The organism is Lysinibacillus sp. NPDC092081 (genome assembly GCF_044755845.1).
Classification (GTDB): domain Bacteria; phylum Bacillota; class Bacilli; order Bacillales_A; family Planococcaceae; genus Lysinibacillus.
On the sequence record NZ_JBIVRU010000028.1, the window covers coordinates 1 to 19,708 of the forward strand.

18 protein-coding genes and 1 pseudogene are annotated in these 19,708 nt (G+C 35.0%); 16 read left to right on the forward strand and 3 right to left on the reverse strand.

The genetic code is table 11. From position 1 onward, the window contains the following. The first annotated feature begins 567 nt into the window (after positions 1-567). Together ACIQLB_RS23175 and ACIQLB_RS23180 are read left to right on the forward strand one after the other, a co-directional pair. Complete coding sequence (locus ACIQLB_RS23175; RefSeq protein WP_400731016.1) at positions 568-954, forward strand: DUF5391 family protein; 387 nt, start codon at positions 568-570, stop codon at positions 952-954. A gap of 454 nt (positions 955-1,408) precedes the next feature. Beyond that, positions 1,409-1,849, forward strand: a pseudogene (locus tag ACIQLB_RS23180) (alpha/beta fold hydrolase); the annotation flags it as partial. 222 nt (positions 1,850-2,071) lie between these two features. Here the strand turns inward: ACIQLB_RS23180 and ACIQLB_RS23185 are convergent. After that, positions 2,072-2,515, reverse strand: a complete 444-nt coding sequence (locus ACIQLB_RS23185) for an SRPBCC family protein (RefSeq protein WP_400731018.1) — start codon at positions 2,513-2,515, stop codon at positions 2,072-2,074. A 721-nt stretch (positions 2,516-3,236) separates the two neighbouring features. On the opposite strand from ACIQLB_RS23185, the gene ACIQLB_RS23190 reads away from it, so the two are divergent. The 13 genes from ACIQLB_RS23190 to ACIQLB_RS23250 all read left to right on the forward strand — a co-directional run bounded on the left by ACIQLB_RS23190 (position 3,237) and on the right by ACIQLB_RS23250 (position 15,790). Then, the gene (locus ACIQLB_RS23190; RefSeq protein WP_400731020.1) at positions 3,237-3,998 is read left to right on the forward strand and encodes a glycosyltransferase; all 762 of its coding nucleotides are present in this window, start codon (positions 3,237-3,239) and stop codon (positions 3,996-3,998) included. A gap of 235 nt (positions 3,999-4,233) precedes the next feature. Further along, positions 4,234-4,929, forward strand: coding sequence for a VanR-ABDEGLN family response regulator transcription factor (gene vanR, locus ACIQLB_RS23195; RefSeq protein WP_400731022.1), 696 nt, complete (start codon positions 4,234-4,236; stop codon positions 4,927-4,929). Positions 4,930-4,954: 25 nt separating this feature from the next. After that, on the forward strand, positions 4,955-6,046 hold the full coding sequence (vanS, locus tag ACIQLB_RS23200; RefSeq protein WP_400731090.1) for a vancomycin resistance histidine kinase VanS: 1,092 nt from the start codon (positions 4,955-4,957) through the stop codon (positions 6,044-6,046). Between the two features lie 87 nt (positions 6,047-6,133). After that, positions 6,134-7,060, forward strand: a complete 927-nt coding sequence (locus tag ACIQLB_RS23205) for a D-alanyl-D-alanine carboxypeptidase family protein (protein ID WP_400731024.1) — start codon at positions 6,134-6,136, stop codon at positions 7,058-7,060. A 198-nt stretch (positions 7,061-7,258) separates the two neighbouring features. Further along, positions 7,259-7,732 carry a hydroxymyristoyl-ACP dehydratase gene (locus tag ACIQLB_RS23210; protein WP_400731026.1) on the forward strand — a complete coding sequence of 158 codons (474 nt, stop codon included), beginning with the start codon at positions 7,259-7,261 and terminating at the stop codon, positions 7,730-7,732. Positions 7,733-7,765: 33 nt separating this feature from the next. Further along, positions 7,766-8,227 carry a DinB family protein gene (locus ACIQLB_RS23215; RefSeq protein WP_400731028.1) on the forward strand — a complete coding sequence of 154 codons (462 nt, stop codon included), beginning with the start codon at positions 7,766-7,768 and terminating at the stop codon, positions 8,225-8,227. 117 nt (positions 8,228-8,344) lie between these two features. After that, on the forward strand, positions 8,345-9,094 hold the full coding sequence (locus ACIQLB_RS23220; RefSeq protein WP_400731030.1) for a polysaccharide deacetylase family protein: 750 nt from the start codon (positions 8,345-8,347) through the stop codon (positions 9,092-9,094). Positions 9,095-9,571: 477 nt separating this feature from the next. Then, a complete protein-coding gene (locus ACIQLB_RS23225) occupies positions 9,572-10,333 on the forward strand; it encodes a GNAT family N-acetyltransferase (RefSeq protein ID WP_400731032.1) in 762 nt (253 codons plus the stop codon). A gap of 218 nt (positions 10,334-10,551) precedes the next feature. Continuing rightward, positions 10,552-11,286 carry a peptidoglycan recognition protein family protein gene (locus ACIQLB_RS23230; RefSeq protein WP_400731034.1) on the forward strand — a complete coding sequence of 245 codons (735 nt, stop codon included), beginning with the start codon at positions 10,552-10,554 and terminating at the stop codon, positions 11,284-11,286. Between the two features lie 352 nt (positions 11,287-11,638). Then, positions 11,639-13,144 carry a lmo1851 family serine protease gene (locus ACIQLB_RS23235; protein WP_400731036.1) on the forward strand — a complete coding sequence of 502 codons (1,506 nt, stop codon included), beginning with the start codon at positions 11,639-11,641 and terminating at the stop codon, positions 13,142-13,144. Positions 13,145-13,225: 81 nt separating this feature from the next. Next, positions 13,226-14,128 carry a CobW family GTP-binding protein gene (locus ACIQLB_RS23240; protein WP_400731038.1) on the forward strand — a complete coding sequence of 301 codons (903 nt, stop codon included), beginning with the start codon at positions 13,226-13,228 and terminating at the stop codon, positions 14,126-14,128. 390 nt (positions 14,129-14,518) lie between these two features. Further along, on the forward strand, positions 14,519-15,295 hold the full coding sequence (locus ACIQLB_RS23245) for a CAP domain-containing protein (RefSeq protein WP_400731040.1): 777 nt from the start codon (positions 14,519-14,521) through the stop codon (positions 15,293-15,295). Between the two features lie 309 nt (positions 15,296-15,604). Further along, positions 15,605-15,790, forward strand: a complete 186-nt coding sequence (locus tag ACIQLB_RS23250) for a hypothetical protein (RefSeq protein ID WP_400731042.1) — start codon at positions 15,605-15,607, stop codon at positions 15,788-15,790. 419 nt (positions 15,791-16,209) lie between these two features. Here ACIQLB_RS23250 and ACIQLB_RS23255 read toward each other — a convergent pair whose 3' ends face one another. Beyond that, positions 16,210-17,580 carry an MATE family efflux transporter gene (locus tag ACIQLB_RS23255; RefSeq protein WP_400731044.1) on the reverse strand — a complete coding sequence of 457 codons (1,371 nt, stop codon included), beginning with the start codon at positions 17,578-17,580 and terminating at the stop codon, positions 16,210-16,212. A 243-nt stretch (positions 17,581-17,823) separates the two neighbouring features. Between ACIQLB_RS23255 and ACIQLB_RS23260 the strand changes: the two genes are divergently transcribed. Beyond that, the gene (locus ACIQLB_RS23260; protein WP_400731046.1) at positions 17,824-18,900 is read left to right on the forward strand and encodes an undecaprenyldiphospho-muramoylpentapeptide beta-N-acetylglucosaminyltransferase; all 1,077 of its coding nucleotides are present in this window, start codon (positions 17,824-17,826) and stop codon (positions 18,898-18,900) included. Positions 18,901-19,004: 104 nt separating this feature from the next. Here the strand turns inward: ACIQLB_RS23260 and ACIQLB_RS23265 are convergent, their stop codons facing one another. Next, positions 19,005-19,553: a GNAT family N-acetyltransferase gene (locus ACIQLB_RS23265; RefSeq protein ID WP_400731048.1), complete on the reverse strand. Its 549-nt coding sequence runs from the start codon at positions 19,551-19,553 to the stop codon at positions 19,005-19,007. Between the last annotated feature and the right edge of the window lie 155 nt (positions 19,554-19,708).

Genomic DNA, 19,708 nt, shown 5'->3' on the forward strand with positions numbered 1-19,708 from the left:
CCCATGTTCCACTCCCCAATTTTAATTGATATTTAAATAAAATTATTCGTTTATAGCTGTTTTAACAAGTTAAGTCGTCGAATATTTTATTACTATTACTAAAATTATTCTATGTAACTTGAGCATGCTAATATTCTTTCTTTAACTAGCGCAGCATGATAGAATGTACAGTTTGGCCTCGTTGTGTGTATCACTAAGGCTTAAGACGGATATTAATTTAGACTCAAGGCGTATAGGATTATTAATCAAATAATGTTAATCTTTTCTTATACCGAGTTTTAAAGTTCCACCCTGGGGAAAGAATGAGGTAAAATGCATGAGTTCAGTTTATTTGGCATCTTAATGGTGAATTTACTGGTTTTCCAGTTTGACATGGCTGGGCGAAAGATAATTTTAAAGAGACTGTTCGATCCACTTGTTCTGAATGACGGTAACATATAAATAGAATCTCAATGAAATGTAAAAGACGCTTTGGGTGCATTTTTATTATTCAACAATCGGGCCAGATTGTTGAGGTGCTATATGTAAAGTGAACTTACCAAAAATTATTCTTATGGAGGTTGTAGAATGAGAAATGGTGTTATCTTAATGACCACAATTTCGGGGCTACTTTTCTGTTTTATAATGATTGCAGCTTCGCTATCTCCCTTTCCGGATCCTGGTGGATTCAATTCTTTAGGTATGTGGCTGAATATTATAATGTTTCTTGTCTTTTATATTCTGTCTTTAATTTTGTATTGGGTAGGAGTTAAAGGAATGAAATATGTTATGGCAGTTTTTTGCGGAGTAGGGTTACTTATATCACTTTCAATAATTGGACTGGCATTTGTAAAGGGAATGGATACTTATAATGTTTCTGATTTTCTATATGTGATCGTTCTTTGCGTTATGTCACTAATTGCCAATATCGTTTGGTATATTGTTGCATTTAAAAAATCGGGCGCAATTGTTTAAGAAGCGTTTTTATTTTTATTAAATTCAAGATTACTTTAGTTCATTAAAGATTTATAAAGTATACAAAACAAACCCAATAAACGTCCCAAATGAAAGTTTGGAGAGAGACCGAAATTCGAGAAATGCTGTTAAACAAACATTTCTTGGATTTTCCTTTGAATATTGTTTATACAGCTTTTTATGCAAATATATATACAGGGCTACGATAGTACTTTTCAAGATTATGTAGAGTGTGTTATCTGAATAAAAACCTGTATATTTGACGCTTTAAAACTGCATTTTTTATCGTTCCTATACTTCCCTTACAGGGCCTTTAATTGAAAAACGATATTCAACAATCGGGCGCGATTATGTAACAAGAATCAGCGCTCGTTTTCTGGTTTGTTGTTTAACCTTTTGAAGCGAATTCAACTGTTGAATTCGCGTTATTATAGAGCGAAAATATCAATACTGGTATGGGGTATCTAAACTCGTCCTGGTCGACGCTGCCTCTCCATCTAGCGTTCCAAAAGAATTTACAAATAAAATCATCGTGGATACAAATCATGACCGACCGCAAATGCTGCAAGACCAAACGCAAATTTTTTTCTTTCAGTATATTTCCGAACTGAAATCCGATTGGTTCGTTTTAATGGGATTACAAGCGGCGAATTGGGCGACTTCCGCCATTATGGTCACGCTTAGGGATGAAAATGTTTACAACGATCTTGGTCAGATCGATGTACCCACATTAATTATTCACGGAATTCACGATAAAGTCGTTCCGTTTACTCAAGCTGAGGAAACAAATAAGCTGATCAAAAATTCAACGCTAGTTCCGTTCCAATACAGCGGCCATTGCGCTTTTTTAGAGGAGCGCGATAGATTCAACCAATTATTATCTTCTTTTGCATAACGACTCGGAATAGCAACATTGTCGCAAATAATTCGTAAGCGTCAAATAGCCCCCATCTTAAATAGATGAGGGCTAATTTGAGGAGCAGGTGAGATTATTAGGGGCTTTACTTGTATAACATTGAGTTGCATATGCAGCTCTTTTTTACTTATTGAACTCCCATGAAAGAACGTAATAATCTTTCATTTTCTGTGGTGTAGCAATGACTTTATGCAACATTTTTTAATTAAGCTCCTCCAATTTTCTAGAGATCCCAATCGTCATTTCTTCTGTTACTTTAGGAAGATAAGACTTTAATGCCTCATTAACCAGCGGTCCCAATGCACCACCAGCATTGATCTCAAGAAAGCCTGTTATCCTTGTTTTATTTTTAGCTATTACTTCTGCCAGGAAATAGCCACCGCCTGAAAGTTCCTCATTTAAACCCTTTAAATTAAAAGTAACCCTTGTCGGTTCAATCCATTCTTCTATAGTGGCCATTAGATTAATCTTTTTCTTTATGAATCCGATGTTACTATAAAATTCCCAAGTGGACTGGCGGTTAGTAATTTTTCGGTGTTGAATATATCCAGGAATAAGTGGAGCCCAGTTATCCATATCCTTAACAAAATCCCAAATCTTATTTATCGGTAACTCCACCTCAACCTGATGCGTTCCTCTTGGCATTGATTTTCCCCCTTTCCATCTCAATAGTAAGTACTTTATATATGTATATGTTACTTCCAACAAAGCGGGATTTGTCCCTCATGCCTGGCTGTATGACAACCAAATAGTTTCTAATCGTAACTGAACTGAATACTATAAAAATACAATTAATCATTTGAGGTGAAATATGGATTTCAATCCTTTATGTTATCTGGGGATAGGCGATTCTCTTACGGCTGGTATCGGGGAATAACGATCTTCCACAATCGGGCGCTATTATTGAGTAACACAAGAAGAAAATGATCAATCTTTTTTATAAAATCCAATCTTAAATATACTAGAAAAGAAGTCATTTTGATCAATCTTTTTTCAAAATGGCTTCTTTTAATTTATTGTAAAATGTAGGATTGAGTGGTATTTTTGATCAAACTTTTTTAAATGTAACACCTTGTACCTGACGCTTCGCTTTCGGTACAGATAAATTACTACCCGTTAATGCGGGATAAAAGATGTTCTAATGAATAAAAATCCTAAATAAAATAAGACAAAAGAGTTGATAATCACAAAATCAACTCTTTTTTTTGTCCGAAAATTTAGATGTTGAGCGTAAAGGTAATATGTGAGTTAATTCATTTTGTTGCAGAATAGACATAAAAATCCAAAAATAAAAAAATCAAATGAAATATTTGAACGTATACTTTAATTAAAATAACGAGAGCTAATTATTGAGAGGAGATTTTATATGTCGGAAAGCACACCATTTATAAAAGATGTTCCTGATGGAGATGTGAAATTTTCTATTATCATACCTGCTCATAACGAAGAAAATTATATTGGTGGGTGTTTAGAGTCAATTGCAAAGTCTGCACAACCTTATAAAGATCAAGTAGAAGTGATCGTTGTGCTCAATCGTTGTACGGATAAAACGAAAGAAATTGCACAGTCCTACAATTGTGTGACATTGGAAAATAACGATAAAAATTTATCTAAAATTCGAAATGCTGGAGCTGCGTTAGCAAAAGGCGATATTTTGATTACAATTGATGCTGATACTCGAATGACAGAACACATGCTATCTGAGGTTGAAAAGCATTTAGCTTCCAATCATTTCATTGGAGGAGGCGTGAACGGTAATTTTGAAAGAATGTCCTTGGGTATAATAGTTTCTACAATGCTGCTAATTGTTCCCTTACTGTTCAAGTATGGTTTTATCTCTGTAGGGATCTTTTGGTGCTATAAAAAGGACTTTCAGGCGATAAAAGGTTTTAACGAGAATATGCTAATGGCAGAAGATGCTGATTTTGCTAAGCGTTTAAAACAATGGGGCAAGAAGAACGGCAAAAAATTCGGAACGATTAAAAATGGAATGATTACTTCATGCAGACGATTTGACCATTATGGAGACTGGTTGTTACTGAAACGGCCTGATATGATTTTAGCTTATTTAAAGGGTACCAATGAAGAGGCAGCTAATGAAGCCTACTATGATGATCAAGCAAGATAATGAAAGCTCAAATGGTTCGTATTTCACTTTAATAATCATTTAGACCACTTCGTTTTCAAACGAGTGGTTTTTTTATGTGTAATTCTTTAGATTTTCTTAAATAATAAGACTTTGCATGACAGTAAGTTTAACGGAATGATATGATGTTGGGTGATTAGTAGTACCTCTGGGAATATTGTTAAATCAATGTTTTGAACACAAAGATGAAGCTATTTGAATAAAGGTGGTTATGAGTATGGATATAAATATTCTTGTAGTTGATGACGAAAAGGAAATTGCGGATTTAATAGAGCTTTATTTAAAAAATGAAAATTTTAAGGTTTATAAATTTTATAATGCTCAGGAAGCGTTAGCGTGTATACACTCGATCAAATTGGATCTTGCTATTCTTGATGTAATGATGCCTGACATCGATGGTTTCGAAATTTGCCGAAGAATTCGAGAACAATATCATTTTCCAGTGATTATGTTAACAGCGAAGGAAGAGGAACTAGATAAAATAACGGGGCTTACATTAGGGGCGGATGATTACATAACAAAGCCATTTCGTCCACTGGAGGTTATTGCAAGGGTTAAGGCTCAAATTCGCAGATCTACAAAGTACAATTATCAGGGGACATTACAAAATGATCCGATTATTGATTTTTCAGGCTTAATTTTAGAGCAAAATAACCGAAAATGTATGTTAAACGAAAAACAACTGTCTCTTACTCCTACTGAGTTCTCCATATTGTGGTTTCTATGTGTAAATCGAGGGCGTGTCATTTCATCAGAAGAATTATTTCAAGAAGTTTGGGGCGAGAAGTATTATAGCAGTAACAATACGGTAATGGTTCACATTAGACATTTACGAGAAAAGATGAATGATTCCGCAGAGAACCCTAAATTCATAAAAACTGTCTGGGGAGTGGGGTATACTATTGAAAAATGATTTTGGAAAACTAAAAAGAACAATAATGCTTCAAATTTTGCTCATTTTAGTAATAGCATTGTTGGTCGGTTATTTCATAAGCTATGTGTTTATTGATGGTGTCTTACAAGCCCCTTTCGCTGATTGGTTTATTCGATTTTGTGAAAACGTGCTACAGCTTGACTATTATTCGGCACAGACGGCTTATGGGATATTATTCCGACAAAATAAGTCCCTTTGGTTAGCAATGGGCTTAATTATTTTGCTACTAGTGATTTTTTATATTGCACTTTCTCGGTTTACGAGGTATTTTAACCACATTGCCATAGGTGTTAATATGCTTTCAGAGGAATCAGAAAAGGAAATACGTCTTCCTTCTGAGCTAGATTTTATGGAGAAAAAACTAAATGATGTTAAAAATAAATTAGAAAAACGGGCAAGGGATGCACAGGAGGCTGAGCAGCGCAAAAATGATTTAGTTGTTTACTTAGCACATGATATTAAAACACCGCTGACATCTATGATTGGTTACTTGAGTCTGTTGGATGAGGCAAAGGACATGCCTGTTGACCAAAAAGAAAAGTATGTGAAGATTTCACTAGAAAAATCATATAGGCTAGAACAGTTGATTAATGAATTTTTTGAAATCACTAGATTTAACTTACAGTCCATTATTTTAGATAAAGAATCCATTAATTTAAATTATATGTTAATGCAATTGGCAGATGAATTTTATCCCTTATTGGCCCCTAAAGGACAGCAGGCCATTGTGAAGATCGAGGGAGAAATAAAGGTTTTTGCGGATGCCAATAAATTAGCGAGGGTCTTTAATAATATTTTGAAAAATGCGATAGCATATAGTGATGAAAACAGTATAATTGATATTAGCGCACACCATCAAAATGACCAGACATTTATTTCATTTGCAAATAAGGGGAAAACAATTCCACCACAAAAATTAAAGATGATTTTTGAAAAATTCTATCGTTTAGATTCTGCCAGATCGACCCAATCAGGTGGGGCGGGGCTTGGGCTTGCAATTGCCAATGAAATAGTTCATGCACATGGAGGAACGATATCAGCTTCAAGTAATGATGAGAAAACAGTGTTCACTGTCATGCTTCCAACACTTTCTTAAGAAACCTTAAGAATTCTATAATAGATTATTAAAAAAGAGCTCCTTCTTTTATGTTTCAATAGAGGCATAGAGAGAGGGAGTTGTTTTATGTTTAAAAGAAAAGGATTTTATAGCCTAATATTCATGATTTTTATTATTCTGATGTACTTGTTTGTTAAAGAAAATCCATTGCAACAATTAAAGCCAGAAATCGTTGATTATCCTCAGCAAGAACTGCCAGAGAAAAGTGAAATAAATCTTGATGTAAATTTACATAGCTCAAACGCTATTTTAGTGAATTTAGACACAAATAAGATCTTATTAGACAAAGGTAGTGATGAAATTATCTATCCTGCTTCTTTGACGAAGATCATGACGGTTTTAGTTGCAATTGAAAATATCCCGAATTTACAGGAAAAGATTTTGCTTCCTAAAAGTATATTTAAGAATTTATATGAAGAAAATGCTTCTGTGGCAGGCTTTCTTCCAAATGAAGAGGTAACAGCAGAGGATTTACTTTATGGTTCAATGCTACCTTCTGGTGCAGATGCTTCTATTGGTTTAGCCGATTATATTGCTGGGTCGGAGAGTAAATTTGTAAAGTTAATGAACGAAAAAGCTAAACAGCTAGGGATGAAAAACACACATTTTAGGAATGCAACAGGACTCCATCATCCTGATCATTATACGAGTGTGAAAGATATTTCTATACTTTTACAATATGCTTTAACAAATAACACCTTTAGGGATATTTATACAGCTGAAAGATACTCAATAAAGTCAACGAATCTTCATCCAGAGGGAATGACGCTGACGAGTCGAATGTTTAAAAATTTGAATGCAAATGAAAATACGAGAGGTAAAATAATTGGTGGCAAAACTGGCTACACAGAGCAAGCAGGCTTATGTTTAGCGAGTCTAGCAACGATAAATGGCGAGGAGTATATTTTAGTAACAGTAGGTGCTAATGGTGACTCACGAACAGAGCAATTCAATATTACAGATGCATTAGCTGTCTATCAACAACTTTTCTAAGGTACTTTATGTATTTTTCCTGCAGCAGTTTCTAAACTTACAATAAAATTTTTGTCCAAAATAACATACAACCTTTCCATCCCTTCATATAATTAAAATATCTGAAAAATTTGGGTGACTATGTTTTGACTATAAACGAGTTTTCTAATCTTAATAAGGTCATTAAATCAGGTAAACAAGTATGAGAGGATGAGGGATTTGAAGCATCCCGGCGCAAATGTTTTTGAAAATAAAGAGGAACTATTCATACCTGAAAAAGCATTAGATAAAGATTTTTGTGATCGCTTAGTGAGAAAAATTCATAAAAATATACTGAATGAAAATATAACTAACGATGTTTATATGTCATATTTTGTGATTTTTGATCAACAATATAAATTGAAAGAAATTCGATATTTACTAGATGTTTTGAAATTGCAAGCAAATGAAATTATTAGATCTAAGCCAATTTATATTACATTGTGTGGTGTAATCTTATCATTGATTACAATAATTGCCTCAGCCATCAATATAAAATTGATGATTGGGATCTCACTTGTCCAAATCGTCGCTCTAGCAGTTTTGAGTTTTAATGTAGCTATATTGTTTATTTCCTATAAAATAGAAAAAGAATATAAAAAAATATACGAGGTCATTAAATTAATTGACTATTATTTAAGTTTTCATAAATAGCTAATTTAATCAATTCCTAGGAGTGTGAAAAATATGCAAAGTACTATAGATCAATTATATTTTTGGATAAATAAGGCACCTGAAGAGTTTCGTCAAATGTCTGAAATAGAGATTTCACAACGACCAGCTCCTCAAAAATGGTCAAAAAAAGAGATATTAGGCCATTTATGTGACTCCGCCATTAATAATCTGGAAAGGTTCATTAAAATACAATACGAAAAGGAACCATTTGTATTAACTCCGTATGACCAGGTTCATTGGGTGAAAATTCAAGGGTATCAAGAGTTACCTTTTGATGAAGTAATGAATCTATGGGTGAGCTTAAATAAAAAAATTATATATGTTATTAAAAATATCCCCGATGAAAAACTTGCTCTTCAATGTGGCTTTGAAAATAATCAACTAGTGACTCTTCATTGGCTTATCCAAGACTACATTGAACATATGGAACATCATTTGAAAAAACAGATTTTCATCACAAAATCATTGAAATGACAACCTTTAGCTGCTATCACAAAGGTATATACTACAACAAAATATTTAAAAAGAGCATTTTTTTTAACATTCCTCAAATAATAAGGTACTAAATATTTTATTTGAGGAAGTGAAGATTTGAAAAAACTCCTATTTTTATTACCTATTTGCCTTTTAACTGTCTCCTTTTTATATGTAAAAGTCGGCGCAGAAAAATATGAAAATAAAGGAAGAAAGTATTATGAAGAAGCAGGACAAATCGTTTGGGAGATCAATACCGATGAAAAAATTGTTGCTCTTACCTTTGATGATGGGCCACATAAAAAGTACACGTCTCAGATTTTAGATGTATTAGACAAATATAATGCGAAAGCAACTTTTTTTATTGTTGGTCAAAATGCACAAAAAAATCCTGAGGTAATATCAAGAATGTATAAGGAAGGCCATGAATTAGCTAACCATACATTTACTCATCCCCTAAGGACGAATGTCTCGAATTTACTTAAGGAGATCAATCAAACAAATGACACTATTCAGAAAATCACCGGATTTAAGCCTACTTTATTCCGACCAGTTGAAGGCCAGTATTCAGACGCAATGATTGAAGCAATTGCTAAAGAAGGATATAAAGTAGTTATGTGGTCATGGCATTTAGATACATTAGATTGGAAAAGTCCAGGTACGAATAGAATTGTTAACACTGTGTTAAACGGTGTGAAAGAAGGAAATATCGTTCTTTTTCATGATGGAGGCGGAAATCGCCATCAAACTGTGCAAGCAATGGAAAAAATATTACCTGAACTTGAAAGTCAAGGATATCGATTTGTCACAGTTTCTGAATTACTCGACGCACAGAGTAAGAAAGGTAATAACAATAAAAATCCGTAATGTATGAACTATAACTTAATGTGTCACTTATTTGTTTGTTGTCATAACGTGGGGTTGATTTACGTTCCGGCTGAGCGCTTTCTTGAGGGCGTCGGAGCAACTGGATGTTGGTCACGGATGTGTTATCACAGGACGTGATGCTCTTAGATCCCAAAGAAGTCGCCCAGCCTCCACTCCATTCAACTTATGGACGGTAAAGCAAATGTTATCTTCAGTTTTGATAATGAGGGAAAAAATACTTTTTTCAGTCTATACTAAATTAGCTCTGCTTTGGGTATTTAATGAATGATTTTTTATTTAGAAAATCAGACTAAAATGGTATTAGTCTGATTTTTTTATTTCTATAAATGACTTTTCCATTTAACATCATAATAATCTGTCACATTCATTTTGTTTAATATTACAGAACTTCTTCTTAAACGACAAAAAACGCTTAAAAAAGGTATAATTACCTTAACATGAAGAGGGGGATTGGCATTGTGTAATGTTGAATTAGTTGAATATAATAATGAGCTTTTAGAGGGAAATGGAAGCTATTGTCTTAGAAGTAAGAAGAAATCAAGTGGATATTTAAATAAGAACAATTGGCTGAACAATAGATTTGAAGAAGGCTTGAAATATGTACAAGTAATCGACAATAAAAAACAAGTAGGGTTTATTGAATATACAGAAGCGGAATATTCCTCAAGAGTGGTTCATGCAGATGGTTATTTAGTGATTCATTGTTTATGGGTAAGTGAAGTGGGGAGAGGTTACGGTACTCGTTTAATCAATAAGTGTTTAGAAGATGCCAAAAAGCTAGCAAAAAAAGGGGTTGTTGTTATTTCTAATTCAAAAACGTCTTGGGCGCCAAGTAAAGAGATTTTTTTGAAAAACGATTTTCAACTTATAGATACGGCGCCATATGATTTTGAATTACTTGTCTACCCAATGAGTAACGTAGACGAACAACCCTATTTTCCGAATGATTGGGAGGAGAGATTAAAAAAATTTAATAACTTAACGATTTTACGTTCGTTCCAATGTCCTTATGTCGAAATTGCAACAGAAAATATTATAGCTGGTGCAAATAAATTGAATATACCAGTTGAGCTTATTGATCTTAAAGATAGAGAAGAGTTGATGGAACTGTCACCAACTCCGTACGGTGTTTTTTCTGTCATTTATAAGGGGCAGCTTCTTACTTTTCATAGGTTAACAGTACACTCTGTTATAAAAAAATTAAGAGAACTGAGTTAAAAACTGCTTCGTGCAAACCCAAAATAAACATTAGTAAATTTCGAGTATGAATATTTGGTTATTAATACTTATAAAAACATAAAAGAAGTTACAAAAGGTACATAATATAGAATGAACTTAAAATATCTATCTTTAAACTACGAATGTTAAGATAGTATGATTACAAGTTCACTCATCCCACTTTTTACATTATGACAAAAAGAAAGGGGGGAAAACCTTTGGTAACCATTCGCCAAAAACTAGTATCAACTTCACAAGCAATCAAAATAACAAATGGTAAAAATAATGCAAAAAAGTATATGGTCGTTCATGAAACCGATAATACGGACATTGGAGCTGATGCTGACGCCCATGCTCGTCTACAGATAAATGGCAATAGTAGGGAAGCTAGCTGGCATTGGCAAGTAGATGATAAGGAAGCTGTACAATCATTTGAACATTTTTGGGAATGCTGGGGAACAGGAACTTACGTTGGTAATAGTCAAGGAATACAAGTGGAAATTTGCGTAAATAGTGATGGGGATTATTTAAAAGCTGTGGAAAATACGGCGAGTCTTATCGCAAAAATAATAAAAGATGAAAATATAGCCATTCAGAATATTGTTCAACACAATTATTTTAGTGGGAAAAATTGCCCTCGTAATATTCGAGCTGGAAAAGTACCTTGGTCACAATTTATTGACATGGTAAAAAACGCTGGGGATATTCAAAATCCTCCAGTAGAAATACAAAAATATCGAATTTTCACGGGAACGTATAGTACCCTTAAAGCAGCAGAAAGCGCAGCACAGGTGATGAAAACAACGTTCGGATGGCTTGTTTACATGGAGCAGGACGGTACAAATTATCGAATTAAAACGGGAACTTTTACAGGGATTACTGCAGCGAAAAATGCAGAAATTAAAATAAAAAATGCTAAATTGGCGCAAGTTACGTATATTAAAGATGCATAAGTGAAAAAATAATTTCTAATATTCTATGAGGATTTTAGTTGACTGCTTCGAGGAAACGGGTAAAATAGAAAAGCAGTACCATTATATACCTACAACTTAGCAGATAACAGAGGTGCCTTAGAAAGTGCTTCTCGGGCACCTTACTTTGACAAAATCTAAAGCAATAACACCTACATAGAATAAAGTGCTTAACAATATAGCGATTAAGAAATACTGGATTTTATGAAGATTGTTGTAGGACAAGATTTGTCGTGAAATTTTGACAGTCTTTTCTTTTCGTCTTCTCTATAACCTGTTAAGATGGTAATAGTGTGACAACAAGTTAGTGTATATGAGAGTGGTGACAATCAAGATGGATGAACAGAAAAAAGATAGTATAGAACAGCAGTCAGAACAAACACCCCCTGCTGAAGTAAAACCAGCAGGACAATTCATACAAATGAAACCGTTTAAATTTATCATGCTGATGTTCTTTACAATCCTAATTACTGCAGGCTTAACGATATTTGCCTTAACATTCGGTGAAAAGAAAGCAGTTGAAGTGAAAGTACCAACGGGGCGTGCAGAATTTGCAAAACTATATGAAGCCTATGATTTACTTAAAAACAACTATTACAAAGATATCGACGATTCAAAAGTTGTCGATGGCGCTATTAACGGCATGTTCGACGCTTTAGGTGATCCGTATTCTGATTTTATGGTGAAAGAAGAAGCAGATCAATTTAAGTCGGGATTGTCTTCTAGTTTCCAAGGAATTGGTGCAGAAATTCAAGAGCGTAACGGCTTTATTACAGTTGTGTCACCTATTAAAAACTCACCTGCTGAAAAGGCAGGGCTATTACCGAAAGATATTATCTTAACTGTGGATGGAAAAAGCATTCAAGGGTTAAGTGCTTCTGAAGCAGTAGCGCTTATTCGCGGTGAAAAAGGAACAGCTGTAAAATTAACCGTGAAACGAGGAGGAAATGCTGAACCTCTTAATATGACGATTGTCCGTGATGAAATTCCGGTTGAAACGGTTTACGGTGAAATGCTTGAAGGGGATATTGCCCATATTCAAATAACGTCATTTAGTGAAAATACAGCAAAAGAATTTGAGAAGATTCTTGCAGATTACGAAGGTAAAAACATGAAAGGCATCGTAATAGATGTTCGTCAAAATCCAGGTGGCTACCTAGATGCTGCAGTAGAAATTTCGAATTTATTTGTTCCAGAAGGCAAAGCGATTGTACAAGTGCAACAAAAAAATGAAGAGCCGAAAATTTCAAATGCTATTGCTGGTAAAAAATATAATGTTCCAGTGACAGTGCTAGTCGATAGCGGCAGTGCTTCTGCTTCTGAAATATTAGCTGGTGCATTAAAAGAATCTGTCGGTGCTAAAATTGTTGGAGAAACATCGTTTGGTAAAGGTACCGTGCAAAATGTCACACCATTAAAAGATGGCTCTAACCTTAAATTCACAACAGGTAAATGGTTAACACCAAATGGTAACTGGATTCATGAAAAAGGGATTGTTCCAGATGTTAAAGTGTCATACCCACCTTATGCATCATTACCATACTTAGATCCATCTATGGAAATGAAAAAGGACGTGCAGTCTAACTCAGTAAAAGCGGCACAAGAGATGCTAGAGGTTCTAGGATATGAGCCTGGTAAAGCAAACGGTATTTTTGATCAATCTACAGAACGTGCAGTGAAAAAACTGCAAGCTGCAAATGGTCTTGAAGAAACTGGAGTTTTAACTGGCGATACAACGTATGCTTTAATGGAAGCATTACGTGCTAAAATAAAAGCAGATGATCCTCAATTGTTAAAAGCAAAAGAACTGCTTACTGGTACACCAGCAAAAACTGAGTAAACTACAAACTAACAAAGTAGCTGTCGCAGCAGGCGTCTTTAATGGCCTTTTGCGACAGCTTTTTTTATGGAGGGAATAATTATGAAGGATGTATACTTATTTAGTGGATTTTTAGGTAGCGGAAAAACATCTATGTTAACAGATGTTATTCGACAACTAAAGGAAAAAAAATTAAAGCCTGCTGTCATTATGAATGAGCTTGGTAAGCTTCCATTTGACTCACAGGCTGTGGAAAAGGATATCCCGCTAAAGGAAATGCTAGAGGGCTGTATTTGCTGCTCTGGCGCCGAAAAAACAGAGGCGCAAATTCAATCTCTTCTATTAGATAGTGACTTTGACGTCCTAATAATTGAAACAACCGGTGCTGCACATCCTGTTGAAGCATTAGATGCTGTTTATTCACCGTTATTTGCGGAACAGTTAAATGTCAAAGGGATTATCACGGTTGCTGACTCAAAGCTGTGGCTAAATCGAGAAACATTAACTCCGCAAGTGCGCTCCTTATTTATGGAACAAATCCGTCACGCACACTTATTATTGGCTAACAAAACGGATTTATTAACAGAGGCAGAGCAAGCACAGGTTGTTTATGAGCTACAAGGCTTTAATCCTCATGCTTTTATTTTGCAAACTACAAATGGGCGAGTGCCGTTACGTTTGTTAGAAGATTTAAAGGCAACAGCTCAGGTGGATAAACAAGATGTTGTGAAAGCTCCTATTGCTTCAATGCATCTAGGCTCACGGTTAGTTGAATTTAAGGACGTTGACTTTACGCAGGAGCACTTTGAGGATTGGGTACGTACCTTACCTGAAACTGTGTATCGAATGAAAGGCTATGTGCCAATTGAAGGTGTAAAAAATCCTATGCTATTTCAATATGCATATGGCATGGTCCAATGGCTTCCAGAATACGTAAAAATGCCCGCAAAACTCGTAATCATTGGTGAAGATGTAAGTAGCATAAACGTTATAGGTCGTAATTAAAATAGTAGGCTTTTCTATATAACATATAAAATCTGCTGATTTCTACTAATAAGACACGAAAGTTCTGTTTCTGTTGTCTTATTTAAGTAGTAATCATGGCAGATTTTTTTGTAGATTAGTAAAAAAAAGGAAGTGTGTTCCGATATTTCGAGTCCTTATTTCGTTGTTTATCTATTTGAATATTGAAATTATTTAATAGTTTTTTAGGGGTGTCAACCCTATTTGAAACGTAAGTATTTCATAGGCTGGTGAAACTTGCTAAAAATCTTTACTATAAACCCTCTATTTGATGCGAATTTATTTCTCTGATGGTGTTGTTAGCAGATGCTGGCAAGAAATTTATTAAATTCGTACTTTACGATTGGTTGCATAGAAGGAGGAATTGCAAAAATGAAAAAAACACTAACTGCAATTTGTGCAACATTTTTATTAGCAGCTCCAATTCAAATGGCTTCCGCTGCAGCAAATACTACAGAGGGGAACACAACAACAGACTGTAATAAAGTTTCTTATCATAAATGGTCTAATGATCAATGGTCAAATCAATTGTTAAACCAATTGTCAAATCATAAGTGGTATGTAAATGTACCACAAACACAAGCACCATCAAAAGAAGTACAAGCACCATCAAAAGAAGTACAAGTACCATCAAAAGAAGTTCAAGCACCATCAAAAGAAGTTCAAGCACCAGAAAATAATCAAACACCAAACAACAATACACAAACAACTCAAAAAGATAATACAGCAACTGCACCATCACAGTCTAAACCATCAACAACTACTTCAGATGTGAATGCATTTGAACAAGAAGTAGTAAAATTAACAAATGCTGAACGTACAAAAGCAGGTTTAGCACCATTTAAAACTGATGATCAACTGATGGCAGCTGCTCGTGAAAAATCACAAGATATGCAATCTAAAAACTATTTTTCACATACAAGCCCAACATTCGGTTCACCATTTGATCGTATGAAAGCTTTAGGTATTACGTATAAGAGTGCAGGAGAAAATATTGCACAAGGTCAACGTACACCTCAAGAAGTAGTACAAGCTTGGATGGATTCACCAGGTCACCGTGCGAATATTTTAAATGAGAAATTTACGCATATTGGTGTTGGCTATGTGAAATCAGGTAACTACTGGACACAACAATTTATCCAAAAATAATAGTATAAATTGAATAGCTATATTGAATAATAGGATGTCCACTAAGTCGTAAAGGCTTGGTGGACATCCTTTTTTAATTTTCCAGTGCTACTATAAGTGACAAATCTTTTGACTGAAAAACAAATGAGTGCATTTCAAGGGATATCTGAATACATTATATATGTAGAGAAAAATGGCTTCACAATGCGATTTAGCACCTAATCGAATGAGCATTAGTTAGTTTGTGAAGCTTTACTGTAGCGGTGAAACAAAATTCATATTTTAGAGGCCGTCTGGAATCGTTAATTAACTGAAAAGGGAGAACGATGTATGATATTAATAATATGTGGAGAATGCGGTAAATTAATACTAGATAGAGCAATGAGTATTTATAACAATCAAGAAGATAAGTTTTACTGTAATGAAAGCTGCGAAAGAAAGGACATAGAAGTCATGAACAGTCGACTTCCTACTTTAAAAAATAATAATGGGCAATTTTATTGGGATATTAAATAGATAACGGGTTGTATATCTATCGGCCAAATAAATTTTAGCACGGAAGAATAACTATACAATGGGGCTACGGTTGCAAGATACTCCCAGTGGCTTATGCCTCATTCGTTGAATCATTTTTTCAAACTGCAATAGCAAACTCTCTACAGTGAAAATATTTAGTCATAAAAAAATTGATAAAAAGTAAGTATTTTTTCATATTATACATACCCTAAACTTCATTAAAGGATCGATCTAGTATTAACAAAGGAGGTTCTTATGATGTTAATGTTCATTGGATTTATAATTACATTATTGTTGAAAAGAAGAAGATGAAACTAAATAAAGGATTTGGGAGCCTTGATAATGTGAAAGAGGGTTATTCGATACTGGTGGATTCTTGTTTTACTTCCATAATGAGAAAAAGCAAACTAGAACAAAGTCTAGTTTGCTATTGCTGTTTTAGCCGCTGTTGTATATTTTTTTTGAACAATTAATAAACGTATTAATAAAGTAATCGCACCTGTTGTTAAACCTGCAACTAGTCCAATCCAGTAGCCAAACGGTCCGAAGTCTGTTTGAGTAGCAAGTGCATAACCGACAGGCAAGCCGATAATCCAATACGAGATAATGGCCATAATAAAGCTCATGGTAACATCCTTGTAACCTCTCAAAGCTCCTTGTACAGGCGCTTGGATTGAATCAGATAGCTGGAATATAGCTGCGTATATTAAAAAATGACTGGCGTATTCTAGCACTTTGTCATCAGACGTGTACATATTAGCAACAGGCTCTCGAAGGATAAAAAGAATACAAGCTGAAATAAAGCTAAATAAAATCGCGGTCCCAACACATAAATAGCTATAGAGTTTAGCATCGTGCAAACGGCCAGCGCCTATTTCAAAACCTACTAATATCGTAACACCCATAGAAATGCTAAGAGGTACCATATAAAGCAGGGAGGTGAAATTTATAGCTATTTGATGAGCTGCGATAATTTCTGTACTAAAGCTACTCATCATCACCGTGACGGCAGAAAAAATACTTGTTTCTGCAAATAAGGATATTCCAATCGGTACACCAATGATTAAAATTTCCTTCCAACGAAGCCATTCTAATTTTGGCCAGTCGTGGAATAGGCGGAAGCGTTCAAAGGGAACGCGTTTTGCAATAATCCAAACTGTAATCAAGAAAACAAGCCAGTATGTAATCGCTGTTGCAACGCCTGCACCAATTCCGCCAAGCTCTGGTGCCCCAAACTTGCCGAAAATAAAAATATAATTCAATACAATATTAATAGGCGTTGTAAGTAAAGTGATAATCATAGTGACGCGAGTTTGTCCAAGCGCATCGATAAAACAGCGCATAACAAAAAATAAAAAGAGTGGTATTAGTCCAGCGCACATCGCATGAATGTAAGATTTAGCAATAGTATGTACAGAAGCTTCTAAATTCATATTGCCAAGAATCTTATCAATACCGACTAATAATACAATAAAAATAAGTACTGATAGTACGATGGCCACATAGATTCCTTGCTGAACAGTCTTTTTTGCTGCCAACTCTTTTTTAGCTCCAACAAGCTGTGAGACAATAGGTGTGATCGCAAGGAGAATTCCAGATAAACCTGTGTAAATAGGCATCCAAATAGAGGAGCCGATTGACACGCCAGCTAGGTCAGCAGTACCGTACCGACTCGACATCAAAATATCGAAGAAAGAAATAAGATAAATCGCTAATTGTGTAACTAAAATAGGTACGATAATTTTTAAAAGTAATGCATATTTTTCTTTTAACGTAGTTGTCTGATTCAAAGTGTATATCTTCCTTAATTAACATATTTAAATAATGAGTATAGCATAAAAAAAGAGGTAAGTTGAAAATTTAATTTCTTTCATCAGGAGTTCGAACATCTGTCGCTACGCTTTCGGTACAAAAGACATCTGTTGAAAGAAATTAAAAGCTTCATCTATATCTTTTTGTTCGCATATAGTAAAATAAAAGACTGTAAACAAAAAGTAGTGATGGCTATGCTTTTAAGGAATAGGAGAATTTATGTGAAACAACAAACAATCATTTTAACCGGTGGAGGGACAGCTGGTCATGTATCGCTCAATCAAGCGATACTCCCGTCTTTACAAGAACTAGGTTATGATGTCCACTATATTGGCTCAGAACAGGGCATTGAAAAAGAATTAATAGGCGAGGCGTTTCCCAATGTTCCGTTTTACGGTATTTCAAGTGGGAAATTGCGTCGTTATTTCTCAATGAAAAATTTTACAGATCCATTTAAAGTGCTTGCTGGAATTATGCAGGCTTTTCGTGTTATCAAAAAAGTGAAGCCCCAAGTGATTTTTTCAAAGGGTGGCTTTGTTTCTGTACCAGTTGTCATGGCTGCAAAACTTGCTGGTGTTCCGGTAGTCATCCATGAATCAGATGTTACACCTGGCTTAGCCAATAAAATTGCGCTGCCATTTGCATCACACATCTTTACGATTTTTGAAGAAACATTGCAGCACTTACCGAAAGAAAAAGCAACATGCACAGGCTCCATTATTCGCCAAGAATTATTTATGGGAGATCGAGCGGAAGGGTTATCATTATGTGGTTTTACAACATTAAGACCGGTTCTTCTTGTGATGGGAGGGAGTCTAGGTTCAGTTGTCTTGAATGATGCACTTCGTCAAAATTTACCAGAGCTTGTCAAACGGTTTCAGATTATTCATTTGTGCGGTAAAGGAAATTACGACAAATCATTTGAATCTACGCCTGGTTACAAGCAATTTGAATATGTGACAACAGAGTTACCGGATCTATTACATGCGGCAGACTTCATCGTCTCACGTGCTGGCTCTAACTCGATTTTTGAATTTTTAGCACTTCACAAACCTATGTTATTAGTGCCATTATCTGCACAAAAAAGTCGTGGTGACCAAATATTAAATGCCAACCTGTTTAAAAGACAGGGTTACGCGGAAGTATTACAAGAGGAAGAGTTAACAAAGGAATCCTTTAAAAAATCGGTTCATGTGTTAACAGAGCGTAAAGCAGAAATGGTTGCGACTATGGAAAAAACTCAAAGACCGAAAACGCCAGATGAAATGGCGAAATTGATTTTACAATATAAAAAGTAGGCACTGTACCCGTAGTCGTTAAATCACAATTACTGTAATAATATGAAGCCAAGCCAGAAAAAAGCTATGTACCTGTCATGACAGAGCACATAGCTTTTTTTAGATTACATCGCTTGTTCTTCGCCTTCTGCCATTTGATTGGCTGTTGTAAGATAGAACAAGTCTTTTGGAATTTTATATAAATTAAATTGCGCCTTGCCGCTGTTAACCTGTGTTAATAATGTTGGGTGACTTTCATTCGCACTCATAACATAGGGTAGCTTTAAGGCTGCACGCTGCGATTTTATATTTTCAACACGAATACGGAGAAATACCGTATGGAAGTTATAGTCAAAAAAAAGTTCATTCAAAAAAAGCATTTTCGCCTTTTGGTTATAACCTTGCCCTTGATAAGGGAGTCCAATCCACGTTCCTAAAAAGCCTGCACCATCCTCCACGTCATGAATGCTAATGGTGCCGATCGGTTGCCCCCAATCATCAGTAATTGTCCTTGAAATAGCGAGTCCCTTCGCTTCTTCTTCAATCAATTGTTTTGTCATAAACCAATATTCATCAGCTGATGTGGCTTTTTGACGGACAAATGGGAAAACAGAAGGGTGTGATAATAGCTCATAAAGCTCTGTACATTCATGTAGGTCTCGATGTTTAAGCATACGAAACGCCTCCTTTACTAGGGTAGTTAAAACAATTCCTTTAAAACATAAAGAAGAAAACTAAAATTCGTACTGGAATTAAAACCCAAAGAACTAGACGTTAAAACTATGATATCCATAATCTCCCGCTGTCTTACTGATTTTTCGACCATACC

Coding starts and splice junctions, on each gene's coding strand:
- ACIQLB_RS23185 (WP_400731018.1), bottom strand. CDS start 2,515: ATGCCAAGAGGAACGCATCAGGTTGAGGTGGAGTTACCGATAAATAAG.
- ACIQLB_RS23175 (WP_400731016.1), top strand. CDS start 568: ATGAGAAATGGTGTTATCTTAATGACCACAATTTCGGGGCTACTTTTC.
- ACIQLB_RS23215 (WP_400731028.1), top strand. CDS start 7,766: ATGCAAAGTACTATAGATCAATTATATTTTTGGATAAATAAGGCACCT.
- ACIQLB_RS23245 (WP_400731040.1), top strand. CDS start 14,519: ATGAAAAAAACACTAACTGCAATTTGTGCAACATTTTTATTAGCAGCT.
- ACIQLB_RS23240 (WP_400731038.1), top strand. CDS start 13,226: ATGAAGGATGTATACTTATTTAGTGGATTTTTAGGTAGCGGAAAAACA.
- vanS (WP_400731090.1), top strand. CDS start 4,955: ATGCTTCAAATTTTGCTCATTTTAGTAATAGCATTGTTGGTCGGTTAT.
- vanR (WP_400731022.1), top strand. CDS start 4,234: ATGGATATAAATATTCTTGTAGTTGATGACGAAAAGGAAATTGCGGAT.
- ACIQLB_RS23205 (WP_400731024.1), top strand. CDS start 6,134: ATGTTTAAAAGAAAAGGATTTTATAGCCTAATATTCATGATTTTTATT.
- ACIQLB_RS23265 (WP_400731048.1), bottom strand. CDS start 19,553: ATGCTTAAACATCGAGACCTACATGAATGTACAGAGCTTTATGAGCTA.
- ACIQLB_RS23235 (WP_400731036.1), top strand. CDS start 11,639: ATGGATGAACAGAAAAAAGATAGTATAGAACAGCAGTCAGAACAAACA.
- ACIQLB_RS23190 (WP_400731020.1), top strand. CDS start 3,237: ATGTCGGAAAGCACACCATTTATAAAAGATGTTCCTGATGGAGATGTG.
- ACIQLB_RS23250 (WP_400731042.1), top strand. CDS start 15,605: ATGATATTAATAATATGTGGAGAATGCGGTAAATTAATACTAGATAGA.